Source organism: Abyssibacter sp., assembly GCF_964229365.1.
In the GTDB taxonomy this organism is placed as follows: domain Bacteria; phylum Pseudomonadota; class Gammaproteobacteria; order Nevskiales; family OUC007; genus Abyssibacter.
The window spans coordinates 41,494-55,744 of sequence record NZ_CAXRDQ010000090.1; the positions used below are offsets into that span (position 1 = coordinate 41,494).

The 14,251-nt window shown below is 63.2% G+C and carries 9 protein-coding genes; 7 read left to right on the top strand and 2 right to left on the bottom strand.

Translation table 11 applies throughout. The features are described 5' to 3' along the window. The first annotated feature begins 281 nt into the window (after positions 1-281). Positions 282-2,675, top strand: a complete 2,394-nt coding sequence (locus ACE1EY_RS15190) for a TonB-dependent receptor (protein WP_370300548.1) — start codon at positions 282-284, stop codon at positions 2,673-2,675. A 78-nt stretch (positions 2,676-2,753) separates the two neighbouring features. Next, entirely contained in the window at positions 2,754-3,638 is an 885-nt protein-coding gene (locus ACE1EY_RS15195; protein WP_370300549.1) for a crotonase/enoyl-CoA hydratase family protein, read from the top strand. Between the two features lie 64 nt (positions 3,639-3,702). Here the strand turns inward: ACE1EY_RS15195 and ACE1EY_RS15200 are convergent, their stop codons facing one another. Further along, entirely contained in the window at positions 3,703-4,986 is a 1,284-nt protein-coding gene (locus ACE1EY_RS15200) for a hypothetical protein (RefSeq protein ID WP_291514531.1), read from the bottom strand. A gap of 274 nt (positions 4,987-5,260) precedes the next feature. Here ACE1EY_RS15200 and ACE1EY_RS15205 point away from each other — a divergent pair, with 274 nt between their 5' ends. Further along, on the top strand, positions 5,261-6,604 hold the full coding sequence (locus tag ACE1EY_RS15205; protein ID WP_291514530.1) for a S8 family peptidase: 1,344 nt from the start codon (positions 5,261-5,263) through the stop codon (positions 6,602-6,604). 74 nt (positions 6,605-6,678) lie between these two features. Here ACE1EY_RS15205 and ACE1EY_RS15210 read toward each other — a convergent pair whose 3' ends face one another. Next, complete coding sequence (locus tag ACE1EY_RS15210) at positions 6,679-7,599, bottom strand: hydrogen peroxide-inducible genes activator (RefSeq protein WP_370300550.1); 921 nt, start codon at positions 7,597-7,599, stop codon at positions 6,679-6,681. Between the two features lie 202 nt (positions 7,600-7,801). On the opposite strand from ACE1EY_RS15210, the gene katG reads away from it, so the two are divergent. The 4 genes from katG to ACE1EY_RS15230 all read left to right on the top strand — a co-directional run. Beyond that, entirely contained in the window at positions 7,802-9,982 is a 2,181-nt protein-coding gene (gene katG / locus ACE1EY_RS15215) for a catalase/peroxidase HPI (protein ID WP_370300551.1), read from the top strand. Positions 9,983-10,489: 507 nt separating this feature from the next. After that, positions 10,490-11,149, top strand: coding sequence for a TetR/AcrR family transcriptional regulator (locus ACE1EY_RS15220; protein ID WP_291514528.1), 660 nt, complete (start codon positions 10,490-10,492; stop codon positions 11,147-11,149). Further along, complete coding sequence (locus ACE1EY_RS15225) at positions 11,146-13,728, top strand: TonB-dependent receptor (protein WP_291514527.1); 2,583 nt, start codon at positions 11,146-11,148, stop codon at positions 13,726-13,728. The genes ACE1EY_RS15220 and ACE1EY_RS15225 overlap by 4 nt, the downstream gene beginning before the upstream one ends. 2 nt (positions 13,729-13,730) lie before the next feature. Further along, positions 13,731-14,251, top strand: a 521-nt coding sequence (locus tag ACE1EY_RS15230; RefSeq protein WP_370300552.1) for a PHB depolymerase family esterase, incomplete at its 3' end; no start/stop codon positions are given.

Consider the following 14,251-nt stretch of genomic DNA (forward strand, 5'->3'; position numbering starts at 1 on the left):
GCCAAGCCTTGTTTCGTGCACAATAAATCACTCTGCTGACGACTGAGCAGTACAAGTCAACGTGCTCACCCACTTCTCGCGTGAAACAAGAGTTCACCGCTGTGCTCCGCGCAAGCACAGTTCCTAGCTGGTCTACACTCCGCCGAGTGCTGTCGAAACGGAGTGGGAACCGGTGCCCGTTACGGGCAAATGGCGCGGTCTTCGCATAGGCTTTCGCCGGGCATCGCCGAGCCGAAGTTCCTATCCTGGCTTCGCCGGCGACGGTATCAGGGAGAACCGACTTGGCTGGGAACTGGACACACGCGGCCGGCATCTGGCTGCTAGGCGCAAGCGCTTTGCTCGCCAGCGGCCTTGGCGCCGCTCAGGAGACCGATACGGTCGACACGATTCCGGTGCCGCCTCTTGAGCGGGAACCACCTCGCCGCGCGAATAACGGCCTGGTTCTGGAAGAGGTCGTCGTCCTCGCTCCGAAAACGCAACAAACGCTGGATGAGGTCGCTGTTTCGGCCTCGGTGGTGGACCGCGACACGCTGGCCGAGTCCGGCGGTTTCGATCCTTCAGCGTTGGAAGATTTTGCCCCGAATGTCGAGCTGGACACCGACCCGCAGGCGCCGGTGATCGGCATCCGCGGTTTCTCCACTGAGACCGACAATGTGGGGTTCGAGCCCTCGGTGGGGCTTTCACTGGATGAGCTGGCGATCAATCGCCCCGAGTTCATCGCCGATGGCTTGTTCGATATCGACAGGATCGAGGTTTTCCGCGGCCCGCAGGGCAGCCTGTTCGGCAAGAACACCATCGCCGGCGTCATCAATATTTATTCGGCGGAGCCGGACGACGATGTCGGCACGGTGCTCGCTGCGACGGCTGGCTCGCACCAGGAACGCCGGATCGAAGCCGGCGCTGACCTGAACCTGTTCGACGGTGCGCTGGGTCTGCGCGTGGCAGGCGTGGACTGGCAACACGATGGCTTTGTCTACAACCGCTTTCTGGACGAGCGCGAAGGGACCGTCGACCAGCAGGCGTTGCGCCTCAAGGCCGTGATCGCACCGTTGTCGAACTGGACGCTGCGCCTGTCTACGCAGTTCTCCGACACCGACTCGGTTTATCCACCCTGGCAGTTGATGGATGCCACCGACCAGGTATTGGACTACCTACGCGAGTTCGACCCGGCGATTGAAGACGACCCCACCGACGCGGAGACCAGCTTCAACACACCGGGCTATGTGGATCGGCACTCGGACGTCAGCCGGGCTGTCTTTGAATACGACGCGGCCGGCTGGTTTGGCCTGTCGGATCTGCTGCACACGGTGGTCGTCGGCCGTGCTGCTTTCGATTTCACGACCATCATCGATATCGACGTCAGCCCGTCGGATCTGATCATCACGGATTTTCGGGCCGACTACGCGCAGAACTCCATCGAGGCCCGGACATCGGGCCGCGCAGACAGCTTCTTCGGGCTCGGGCGGACGGTGGATTTTGTTATCGGCCTCTATGCACTGGATGCCGAACTCACCAGCAACCTGGACACCCTCGCCGGCCAGGACCTGGTGCCATTTGCGTTGACCACACCGGGCCTGGAGGCCCTGGGCATTCCCGCAGGAGCGCTCGGCCCCCTGCTCGACCTGCTGCCTCCTGGCCCCGGCGTACCGATCAACGACGCCTTCTTGCGCGGCTACGCTCAAGACACCCAGTCCTACGCCGCGTTCGGCCAGATGACCTGGCGCTGGACCGATCACTGGTCCGGCATCGTCGGCGCTCGCTACGGCAGCGAAACCAAGCGGGCGTCGTACCAGGTTGAGCAGGAAGGCGTCGGACTCATCGGTCTGATACTGGGCGCGGAAACTTTCGCCACCGACGCACCCATCGAGCGCAAGGAAGACGACTTCTCCCCGACGTTCGGACTGCGCTGGGATGCCTCCGAAAGCACGACCGCGTTTCTCACCTGGGCGCGCGGCTTCAAGGGCGGTGGTTTCAACGCGACGGCCAACACGCCCGAGAACCTGGAATTCGAGCCGGAAGTCGCGACCAGCGTCGAAGTCTCGACCAAAAGCCGCTTTCGCGAGATCTGTCTAAGCCTCGATCTGGCCGCCTACAATACGGACGTGGAACAGCTGCAAGTGGTCGACTTCGACGGCACCGCCTACCAGGTCCGCAATGCCGCCGAGGCCAGGCTGCGCGGTATCGAAGGTGGCTTTTCCTGGCAGACGCCCTGGCACTGGCTCCGCGTATCGGGCGGATTCGCGTTCAGCGAAGCGACCTACCTGCGGTACACCGACGCCCCGCCGGTCGAAGGCAGCGACGACAACACTCAGGATCTCTCGGGCCGCACGCTCGCCAACGCGCCCCGCTCCACCCTGTCCTTGTCGCCGGAGGTCACCTTCCCCGGCATGTTCGGCATCGTGCCTCGCGTGGCGGTGGACGTCAGCCACCGCGGGGACCAGTACTCAGCCACTGACCTCGATGAGCACAGCTTTCAGGACGCCTACACCCTATATGGCGCCCGCCTCGTGCTGGCCTCCGCCTCCGATCACTGGGCGCTGGTGCTACGCGGCCGCAATCTCACCGATGAACGCGTCCGCGACCTGGTCTTCGACTCCTCCGTGTTCGAGAACACCTATGTCGCTCAGTCCACTGCCGAGCGCACCGCATCGGTCACCCTGCGGGTGAACTTCTAGCGGAACCAGGCAGACGGCGACCGAGATCGCCGAGTACCATCCGGGGCGACCAAGACAACAGCAGGTTGAGGAGACCCCATGTACGACTACCAGACGCTTAGCGTCGCCAAGGCCGACCGGATCGCCACGCTCACGCTGAACCGGCCGGATCAGATGAATGCCTTCACCGTCGAAATGTCCCAGGAACTGGTCGACTTTTTCACGCGCGTGAATGACGACACCGAGGTCGGCGCCATTATCGTGACCGGTGCCGGCAAGGCATTCTGCGCCGGCATGGATTTGTCCACCGGCGGCAACGTTTTCGGCCTGGCCGAGCACCAGGAACCCACCCTGGAAGACATCCGCGAGCGCCGCGACGATCCCGAGATTTATCGGGGCGTGCGCGATACCGGCGGGCTCGTGACCCTGTCGATCTTCAACTGCACCAAACCCGTCATCGCCGCGATGAACGGTGCCGCCGTTGGTATCGGCGCCACGATGACGCTGGCCATGGATTTTCGCATCGCCTCCAGCAAGGCCAGGATCGGCTTCGTCTTCGGCCGCATCGGCATCGTGCCGGAGGCCTGCTCCTCCTGGTTTCTGCCGCGTCTTGTGGGCATCCAGAAAGCCTTGGAATGGTGCTACACCGCCGACATTCTCGACGCGCAAACCGCGCTGGACGGCGGCTTGCTGAAATCGGTGCACGAACCCGAGCAGCTGATGGCCGAGGCGCGCACATTCGCGTTGTCGTTGATCAGCAATCGCTCGGCGGTGGCCGTCGCCCTCACCCGGCAGATGCTCTACCGCAACTCGGCGCAGCCGCATCCCTTCAATGCCCACGAAATCGACTCGCTGGCCGTGTTTTACACCAGCCGCAAGGACGGCCGGGAAGGCGTGCAGGCGTTTCTGGACAAGCGCGAGGCGGATTTCACCGCCCAGGTGCCGGACGACCTGCCGCCGTTCTACAAAGACTGGGCGAAGTAACCCGCCAGTCGGCGACACGATGCGACAGGCCACGCGAACCGCGTCAGGGTTCGCGTGGCGGTGGCTACGGCCCTTCGAACAGCTGAACCGTCACCACCCCGTCTCTGTCAGCTCCGCCAACCACCAGTGCCCCGGTGCTATCGGAGGCGGCATCAAAACCATATTGCGTGATGCCGCCTAGAGAAGCGGCCACACCCGCGAGATCAGCTCCGGCTGCGAACGGCACCAGGGTGTCCGAGTAAAGCGCCGAGAACGCGCCGTCGTCGCCGGTCTGTACCCGCAATGTGGGGTTGATGCGATCAACCTGCGCTGCCGTAGCGTTGACTGCCAGCTTCGGGCCGGCCAAGCCCCTGGGTGGCACCCGACGGGCGAACGCATCGCAGCCGTCGGTGTAGAACACCACCGCCTGGCCCGTGGCGTCGATATCCAGCGCCTCGCTCAGGCAGTAGTACCCGCCGGATGTTTGCAGCAATTCCACAACCTGGGGCAGCTGTTGCATCCGCCGATCCGTGGCGAGGCGTCCCACCTGCAACACCTGCATGCCCGCACCCACCGGGGCGAGTTGAACGGCCCACAGGTAAACGACATCACCGGCAGGCGTCACTTCAAAACCAGACAGGCTCAGCTTGACCGGATAATTCTCCGGCAGGAAGACCGTTGGCGATGGCAGAACATCGATCCCTGCGACCGTCACGTCGCCGCCCGCCCGGCTCAAGCCCACCAGCGTGGTCTGGGCGATGTCATCCATCCAGCGCATCCGGAGTTCTTGATCGTAAGCTTCGGCTTTCAAGCACAACAGGCGGGGATACCGGCAGGACTGCGGGGCGGCGGTTGCACGTTCGAACACCCAGCCCACCGCCAGGCGACCGCCGTCTGCGAGCGCGGCCATGGGCGTCGCGGCCGTTCCGAGTGGCTCCACGGTACCCACGGGTTGAATCGCCTCCAACGGCGTGCCGTCGTAAGCGAACCGACGCGCACGAACTGCGTTGCCCGTATTCGTGCCATCCAGCCACGCAACGGCCATCACGCCGTCTGCAATAGCGATGTCGAACCGGCTTTGATTCCCCGGCGTCTCCATCACGTTGATCTCGCCGCTCAGCGGGGTGCCATCGGCTGCGTAGACGCGCGCCCGGACATCGTATTCAAGATCACCCGGCCGCGCGTATGCCCAGCCAACTACGAACTCCCCGCTCGGTGCGCGATCGACGTGCACGTTGTAATTTTGCCCCGGCGTGAGGTTCGCCTGAATCGGCGGTGTCAGCGGATCTCCAGGCGCGGCCGATGCCTGCATCGCAAACAAGCCGATGAGCAGCGTGGCTGCCCACTGAGCGCAAGTCTTCGTCGTCATTGGCGTCTCCTCCCCCGTCGTTATCTGGGTTTTCAGCGGGGCACTGTCAGACCGTGAACACTTTTCACCACGAGTTCAGTCGGACGTTCCATGACCTCGGCTGTAGGGGATATTCGACAGCTGCGCGAACGGCCTACAACCATTTGTTTATGCACCGGAGCCCTAAATACGGCTTCATGCTGACAAAGTCCTAATAAGGACATTTCAGCCAGCTCAATTCTGATAGCGTTCCGGTCGACAAGGGAATGTCACCCCCCAATTCAGAGGAATCACGATGCGCTTCGATTTCGACACCCGTTCGTACACGGGAAACCTGCTCGGTCATCTCGGCTCCGGCAGTCGCCTGCTGCTGGCAGGGCTGGCGGCTGTTTCGCTCGCCGCGTGCAGCGAGTCGCCGAGCTCCCCGGAGATCACCGGCGAGACCACAGCAGTCGTCGACACCGTCCAGGACATCGGCCCGCAGCCCTACGTCGTTCGCCTGAACGAATCGCTGCTCGGTCTTCAGCTGGTCAGCAACGCGGTCGATTCCACCTTGGCGTTGATCGGTGCGGAAGCGGCATTTCTGAAATACGACACGGTGTTCAAGGGGTTCGCTGCCCGGTTGACCGAACAACAGGTTGCCGCTCTGGAGCAACTACCCATCATCGCGTCGGTTCGGCCCGACACCTTGGTGAGCATCTCGGGGACGCAAACATCTCCCACCTACGGGCTAGATCGCATCGATGAACTGTCGCTGCCGATGGATGGCGTGTTCAGTTACCCGGACAGCGCTGGCGCCGGTGTTCACGTTTACGTGCTCGATTCAGGCATCAACCCGGACCACGTTGAATTCAGTGGCCGGGTCGGCACCGGACGCAATTTCATCAATGACGGCCCCATCGGCATCGATTCCCTGATCGTACTCAACCTCGGCGGTATCTGGGAGGTGCTGGGCTACCAGCCCGATCCGGACGCCTGGCAGGACTGCAACGGTCACGGCACGCATGTATCTGGCACGGCAGTCGGCACCACCTACGGCGTGGCGAAGCAGGCCACGGTGCATCCGATTCGCGTGCTCGGCTGTGCGGGTACGGGCGCGTTCTCCGGCATCATCGCCGGCATGGAATGGGTTGCGGAAAACGCCGAGCGGCCCGCCGTCGTCAACATGAGCCTGGGGGCTGGATCAAACCCGGATATCGACGCCGCCACCAATGCGCTGTTCGCGGCCGGCATCCTGCCTCTCGTGGCTGCCGGCAACGACAATGCAGACGCCTGTGGCCATTCGCCCGCGGCCGCGGTGAATGCCGTGACAGTCGGCTCGACCGATGCCGCCGACAATGAATCCAGCTTCTCCAATCACGGCACCTGCGTGGACATCTTCGCACCGGGCACGGACGTGGTCTCGGCGAGCTACAGCAACACTACCGGCACATCGACCCTGAGCGGAACATCCATGGCAACGCCGCATGTGGCCGGTGCCGCGGCGCTCATTCTGGGCGAGACACCTTCGCTCTCACCAGCCGATGTCACCGCCGCGCTGATCAGTAATGCGACGTCCGGCACCATCGCGCTGAGTCCAGCCACGGCGGGTTCTCCCAACCTGTTGCTGAATGCTTTCCCGGAAGGCGCCAAGCAGTAGCAAGCGGCCGGGCGCAACAGCACACAACGGGCTGGCGATTTGCCAGCCCGTTGTCGTTCAGGCGGGTTGTTACGTTACGCGCTCGCCTCAGTGTTGGCGCCGGCCGTCAGACCGCGGATGGCTGCGCCAAGCATTGAGAATTCCTCGCGGCGCGGCGAACCCTGCCGCCACACCAGTGCGACCTGACGCCGCGATGGCTCCGCCAGCGGCACAAGGCGAACCTCCATGCCGGCGATGATGCCGGCGTCGATCGCCAACTGGGGGAGCAGCGTGACACCGACCCCGGCGCCGACCATCTGCACCAGCGTGTGAAAGCTGCTGGCTTCAAACCGGTTACGGCCCCATGCCCCCTGCAGCTTGCACACCTCGATGGCCTGCGCCCGCAGGCAATGGCCCTCCTCCAGCAGCATCAAGGGTTCATCGCTCAGCGCTGGTACCGACACCGAGTCCTGTTTGGCGAGCGGGTGATCGGCGTGGCAGGCGAACTGGAATGCGTCTTCGAACAGAATCTGGCATTCGCAGCCGTCGAGATCGTAGGGCAGTGCGGCCACGATGGCATCGAGTTCGCCGGCTTGCAGCTGGTTGAGCAGCACGTGGGTGAGGCCCTCCTCCAGAAACAGCCGAAGATCCGGAAACTGCTTGCGCAGCTTGACCAGAACGCGCGGCAGCAGAAACGGACCGACGGTCGGAATAGCCCCAAGGCGTAAATCACCGCTCAGTGGCGCCCGGTCCGACGCGGCCAGGCTCATGATGTCCTCCGCATCACGCAGCAACTCACGCGCCCTGACTGCGATGGCCTGACCGATGGGCGTGATGAGCACATGCCGCCTCGAACGCTCTGCCAGACGCACGCCCAGCACCCGCTCCAGGTCCTGTATGCCGGCACTCAGCGTGGAGGGCGTGACGTGGCAGCGCTCGGCTGCACGCCCGAAATGGCCGAGGTCCGCCAAGGCGGCCAAGTACTCCAGTTGCTTGAGTGTCGGCAGTCGTTTCATGTTGGCCCAGTGTTCGATTATTACGAACAATATATACGCTATTAATCGCTTTACCCGACATTAGTGCGAGACTATTCTCGACGTCAATCCCGGTTGCTGCCGGGGCGTACAGCGGTTGGGATTCGGCCCGTCCTCGGGCATGTTCCCAGCTGCGTCGAGACAAGATCTCGACGTCATAAGCACAGCGTGAAGGAGATGGGTTATGGACGGAAAAGAAATGGGTGCTTCGGGCAAATGTCCGGTGATGCACGGCGGGGCAACCTCCACCAACATGTCGAACCTGGGATGGTGGCCCGAGGCTCTAAACCTCGACATCCTGCACCAGCACGACAGCAAGACCGACCCGATGGGGTTGGCTTTCGACTATCGGGAAACGGTCAAGTCGCTGGATTTCGATGCGCTCAAGGCCGACCTGCACGCATTGATGGCCGACAGCCAGGACTGGTGGCCCGCCGATTGGGGGCACTACGGGGGCTTGATGATCCGCATGGCTTGGCACGCCGCCGGGTCTTACCGCACGGCGGATGGCCGCGGCGGCGGCGCGACCGGCAACCAGCGCTTCGCGCCGCTGAATTCCTGGCCCGACAACGTCAACCTGGACAAGGCGCGACGGCTGTTGTGGCCGATCAAGAAAAAATACGGCAACCAGATCAGCTGGGCCGATCTGATCATTCTGGCCGGCACCATCGCCTATGAATCCATGGGCCTGAAGACCTTCGGCTTCGCGTTCGGCCGGGCCGATATCTGGCACCCGGAGAAGGACGTCTACTGGGGCGCCGAGAAAGAATGGCTGGCACCGACCGAGAACCCGCACAGCCGGTACTCCGGCGAACGCGATCTGGAGAACCCACTGGCCGCAGTGATGATGGGGCTGATCTACGTCAACCCCGAAGGCGTGGATGGCAATCCTGATCCGCTGAAAACGGCCAAAGACGTGCGCGACACCTTCGCCCGCATGGCCATGAACGACGAGGAAACCGTGGCCCTGACCGCCGGTGGACACACGGTGGGCAAATGCCATGGCAATGGCGATGCGGCCCTGCTCGGCCCCGACCCGGAAGCCGCCGGCACCGAGGATCAGGGCCTGGGCTGGCTCAACAAGACCGGGCGCGGCATCGGTAGCGATGCCGTCACCAGCGGCATCGAGGGTGCCTGGACCACGAACCCGACGCAGTGGGACAACGGCTATTTCCACCTGCTGCTGAACTACGACTGGGCGCTGAAGAAAAGCCCGGCCGGTGCCTGGCAGTGGGAGCCGATCAACATCAAGGAAGAAGACAAGCCGATCGATGCCGAGGACCCGTCGATCCGCCGCAATCCGATCATGACGGACGCCGACATGGCCATGAAAATGGACCCCGCGTACCGCAAGATCGCCGAGCGCTACTACCAGAACCCCGAGGAATTCTCCGATGCCTTCGCCCGGGCCTGGTTCAAGCTGACCCACCGCGACATGGGGCCGAAAACCCGCTACATCGGACCCGATGTGCCACAGGAAGACCTGATCTGGCAGGACCCGGTTCCAGCCGGCAGCACCGACTACGATGTCAGTGCCGTCAAGGCGAAGATCGTGGCCAGCGGACTAAGCATCAGCGAACTGGTCTGCACCGCCTGGGACAGCGCCAGGACTTACCGCGGCTCGGACATGCGCGGCGGCGCCAATGGTGCGCGCATTCGCCTGGCACCGGCACGACACTGGGCTGGCAACGAGCCCGAACGCCTGGACCGCGTGTTGCCGGTATTGGACGCCATCGCCACCGAGACCGGTGCCAGTGTGGCCGACGTGATCGTGCTGGCCGGCAATGTCGGTGTGGCGCAGGCAGCCAAGGCGGCCGGAGTCGACATCGACGTCCCGTTCGCCCCAGGACGTGGCGACGCCACCGCCGAGCAGACCGATGTCGAGGCCTTCGAGGTGCTGGAACCCATCGCCGACGGCTATCGCAACTGGTTAAAGAAGCCGGAGTTCCTCTCCTGCGCCGAAGAACTGCTGCTCGACCGCACCCAGCTCATGGGCCTGACCGCCCCTGAAATGACCGTACTCGTGGGCGGCCTGCGTGTGCTGGACACCAACCACGGCGGCACCGACCACGGCGTGTTCACCGATCGTGCCGGGATGTTGACGAACGACTTCTTCGTCCACCTGACCGACATGGCCTACCAATGGAAACCGGTCGATCACGGTCTGTACGAACTGGTCGACCGCCAGACAGGCGACCGGAAGTGGACAGCATCGAAAGTCGATCTGGTGTTCGGGTCCAACTCGATCCTGCGCGCCTACGCCGAGGTCTACGCGCAGGACGACAACCAGCGGAAGTTCGTCCATGACTTCGTCGCGGCCTGGACCAAGGTGATGAACGCCGATCGGTTCGACCTGCGGACCTGAATGGCGACATGATCGTGACGCGTTGCGGGCATCGTAGGGTGCCCGCAACGCGTCCTGGCCCCCCGTCGTCGCACGAACCTTTTCCGGAACACCAAGCATTTGCCTTGCCCGAATCGACGGCGACAGGGTCACACCTGAGAGCCCCGCACCGGGCGCCGCAGTGGCCGCTGGAACCACTGCCCACGCGTCCAGACCACCCGCTACAACGCCAGTCGGGCCACCTAAACAGTGGGTGTCACCGAGTTCTATCGCGGCCTGACTCTTCATACCTGCCGCCCCACCTACTCCCATCGCGGCGGGGTCGCCGGCTATTCGACGCCGACAGCCTGCGCGCGCTGTTAGCGCCGTTGGGCTGATCCGCGCCGGCGTCGGCAACTCAAGAACGCCTGCCGCAAATGTGGCGTATCGCAACGGCTGTGGCATCGGCCGCTTGCCTTACGATCGTTAGTTAGCGACACTGCGCTCGCGACGGCGGACGACTCAGATCTGCCGCGTGAGGAGAGCACAATGACGAAGAAGGTGACGCGGCGGATGGCGGCGGATCGCCCCTATCTGCCCCCGGGGCTGGCCACCAGTGACACCCGGCAGAACATCCTGGTCGTGGCCCTGCGCCTGTTTGCCGAGCACGGCTTCGAGGGCGCGTCGATGCGCGACATCGCCAACGAAGTTGGGATGAAGGCAGCTTCGATCTACTCGCACTACGCGTCCAAGGAGCAGTTGCTTCTTGAATTGCTGCGCTTCGGTCACGAGGAGCACAACCGCCGCATCCGCTCGGCGCTCAACGCCGCGCCGGACGAGTGCATTGCGCAACTCTCTGCAGCGGTACGAGCGCATGTCCGCATGCACACCGACTATCCGATGCTCGCGGCGGTCTCCAACACCGAACTCCACGCCCTATCGACCGAGGCGGGCTCACCGGTTCTGGCATTGCGTGCAAACACCGAAGCCATGCTCGCGGAGGTCGTGCGCAAAGGCGTCCAATCCGGTGTGTTCCAAGTGCCGCATGAATGGCTGGCGGTGGCCGTTATCGGCGGTATGGGACTGCGTGTCGCTCACTGGTACACGCCAGATTTCGAACTGGATGGCGATGGGATCAGCGACATCTACGTGGAGTACGCCTTGCGGGTACTCGGCGTGTCCGGTACCCGACCGGAGCAACGGACATGACTCAGCCATCGCCTTGGCACCGCATCGTAGCGATGTTGATGCTCGCGTTTGTCTCCGGCACCGGCATCTCACAAGGTAGCGACGAGCTCGACGCGCTGTTCGGCGACAACGAGCCCGAACGTCAATCTCAGAGCTCCGAATCAGACGCACGAGCGCCTGACGCCCCCGGTACAGATGCCGACACACCGCCGGACGAGCTTGAAACCATCCCGGTGCCGCCCGTCGAAACTGCGGAGCCGCGCAAGCGTCCGAACCGGCAATTGGAAGAAATCGTCGTCACCGCACAAAAGCGTGAACAGGCCATCCAGGACGTGCCCATCTCCATGACGGCCCTGACCGGGGATTTTCTCAAGGAGCAAGGCGTTTCTGATATCAGCGAAGCGCTAGGCATGGTGCCCAACGCGTCGATTGATGCGGCGGGTTTTTTCGCAGCGCCCCGCATCCGCGGCTTCACCTTCAATAACAACAACAAGAGCTTTGAGCCGCCGGTGGGCATGGCGATTGACGGCGTTCCGCATACGCGGATTCCGTACTTTCTCGCGGCCCTGTTCGACCTGCAGCGCATGGAAGTTCTGCGCGGCCCGCAGGGCACCAGCTTCGGAAAGAACACGACGGCCGGGCTGATCCACCTGATCTCGAACCCACCAACGCCGGAGCCCGAAGGCGCGCTCACAGTGGAGTTCGGGGAGCTTGAGCGTCACCGCGTCGAAGCCGCCTTCGGTGGACCGCTGGCCGACGGCATCAATGTGCGCGTTGCGGGCCTGCTGGATCGCCGGGATGGGTTCGTGCGCAACACCACCGCGAAAGTTGTCGATGCGGCCGACCCTTGGCTGAAATCTCGCGATCGCACCGGCCTGCGGGCGACGGTCGCGTTTGAAGACCTGTTCGGAACGCGGCTCACTCTGGCGGCGGAGTCTTACGAGCTGTTCGATGGAGGAGCAGCGCTGGAGACCATTCAGGTCGGCCCCAACTTTACCGCTGCCATGCGTCGGTATGACCCGGAAGCGGACGTCATCGCCGGCAACTGGGTCGCGTCGCTGGATCTACCAGACTTCCGCGAGATCTCCATCCGTCGCTACCGGGGCCAATGGGACATGGACCTGGGCGATTGGTCACTCACCACCATTGGCGCGCACGCAGTGATGGATCAAACACTGTCGTTGGACACCGACTTCACCCCAGCGGAAGCGCTCAACGGTAGCGGCGGTGATCACTCACCCATGCGGTATGGCGAGTTCCGGCTAACGGCACCGCCGCTGTCAGGCCTGTTCGGGCTTGGTGCCCTGGGCGAAAGCGACTTTCTGGCCGGTATCACCTGGAGCCAGCGTCAGATTCTGGACAGCGAGTTCATTTTCGGCCTGAACACCCTGCCCTTCGCGGATTTGCTCCAGGCCGCGGCGCTAGACGGCCAGGCTGGCGTGATCGACCCCAACAGTCTGGCCGGGCTGGTGGGGGCACTGCCGATCGACACCACCAGCGATATCGCCGGTTTCGAAGAGATGAATCAGTTCTTCGAGCAAACCGCCAAGGCGGTATCGGTCTACGCCCACGGCAAATGGCAGTTCACGCCGGCCTGGGCAGTGGAATTGGGCGGCCGCTATACCCGCGAAGACAAGCAAGGCTACTGGGACGTGTCGTTCACCACACCAACGTCCGTCGTGTTGTCGCTGGTCGGCGCAGAAGAGTTCACAGCCACACGTCAGCGCAGCGAGAGCAATTTCCAACCCAAGGTTTCGCTGAACTGGCAACCCACTGATGCGTTCTCGTCCTTTTTGCACTGGGAAAAAGGCTTCAAGGGTGGCGGCTTCAACGCCTTCGCCTTTCGCGAGGGCACATCGGATGCCGGCTTCGAGGATGATGATCTCGTGTTCGAGGACGAGACCGCCGAAAACATCGGCCTGGATTTCAAACTGTGGCTGTTTGATCGCACCGCCAACCTGAATATCTCGTTCTTCCGCCAGACTGCCGAGAACTTCCAGGTGCTGATTCGCGAGAATCCTCCCGGCACCATCGGCCTTGGCACCTCCCGGGTCGTCAACGCCGAGGAGGCGCTGTCACAAGGTATCGAAGCCGACTTTCTCTGGCTGGCCAACGACTGGTTGACCGTCAATGCCAGCCTCGGTGTTCTCGACACCGAGTTCGTCAAGTTCCTGGACGGTGAATGCCCGGTCGGTCAAAGCGACCCTGACGATGGCGATCCGGACAATCCGCGTTGCAACCAGTCTGGCAAGGCGTTCCCATTCGCGCCGCGTTGGTCCGGTGCGCTGTCGCTACGCGCCAATACCCCATTCAACGTCCTCGGCAGCATGACGCTAACCGCAGGCGTCACCATGGAGTACGAAGCCAGCCAGCTGCTCGATGTTGATCTGGATGAGGCAAAGCGCCAGGGCTCGTATACCCGCTACAAGGCGGACTTAGGCTTCCGCGACGACGTCCGCGGCTGGTCGGTCCGCCTCATCGGCGAGAACCTCACGAACACCGTTACACACATTCGTCATGGCGACGTGTTCGAAGGCGTGATCGTGGGCAGTCAGCGTCAACCGCGCCTGCTCTACCTGCAGTTCGCCCAGGAGTTCTGAGCATGCGCCCAGCCATGCTGTGGGGAACGGCTCTGCTTACGTTGATCAGCGCCTGCTCACCAGACGCACCGGGCGAGACCTCGGATGCTGGGGTGCCCGCACTAGCACCCGGCGGGGCCAGCTTTGAACGCTTCAGTTACAGCAACAACGCCGGCACTCGCAGCTACAAGCTGTTTGTGCCCGCCGGTGCGATCGGCGCCGGACCGCACCCGTTGATCGTGGATTTACATGGCTGCAACTCGAGCGCCGATGAGGAAGCGCGCTGGTCGCGATTCAACCGGTACGCCGAAACGGATACATTCCTGGTCGCCTACCCGGAGCAGAGCACCGATGCCAACGGCAGCGGTTGCTGGAACTGGTTCTTGCCGAATCAACAGCGACGCGACAGCGAGGAACCCTCGATTATCGCCGGCATCGCCGACACCATCGCGCAGGCCTACGATGTCGACCCGGCCCGGACCTACATCACCGGCATCTCTGCCGGCGCAGCGATGGCCAACATCGTCGCGGTGAATTATCCAGA

Excerpts from the sequence above, each read along its gene's own strand:
- ACE1EY_RS15195 (WP_370300549.1), top strand. The coding sequence starts at position 2,754 with ATGTACGACTACCAGACGCTTAGCGTCGCCAAGGCCGACCGGATCGCC.
- ACE1EY_RS15200 (WP_291514531.1), bottom strand. The coding sequence starts at position 4,986 with ATGACGACGAAGACTTGCGCTCAGTGGGCAGCCACGCTGCTCATCGGC.
- ACE1EY_RS15205 (WP_291514530.1), top strand. The coding sequence starts at position 5,261 with ATGCGCTTCGATTTCGACACCCGTTCGTACACGGGAAACCTGCTCGGT.
- ACE1EY_RS15210 (WP_370300550.1), bottom strand. The coding sequence starts at position 7,599 with ATGAAACGACTGCCGACACTCAAGCAACTGGAGTACTTGGCCGCCTTG.
- katG (WP_370300551.1), top strand. The coding sequence starts at position 7,802 with ATGGACGGAAAAGAAATGGGTGCTTCGGGCAAATGTCCGGTGATGCAC.
- ACE1EY_RS15220 (WP_291514528.1), top strand. The coding sequence starts at position 10,490 with ATGACGAAGAAGGTGACGCGGCGGATGGCGGCGGATCGCCCCTATCTG.
- ACE1EY_RS15225 (WP_291514527.1), top strand. The coding sequence starts at position 11,146 with ATGACTCAGCCATCGCCTTGGCACCGCATCGTAGCGATGTTGATGCTC.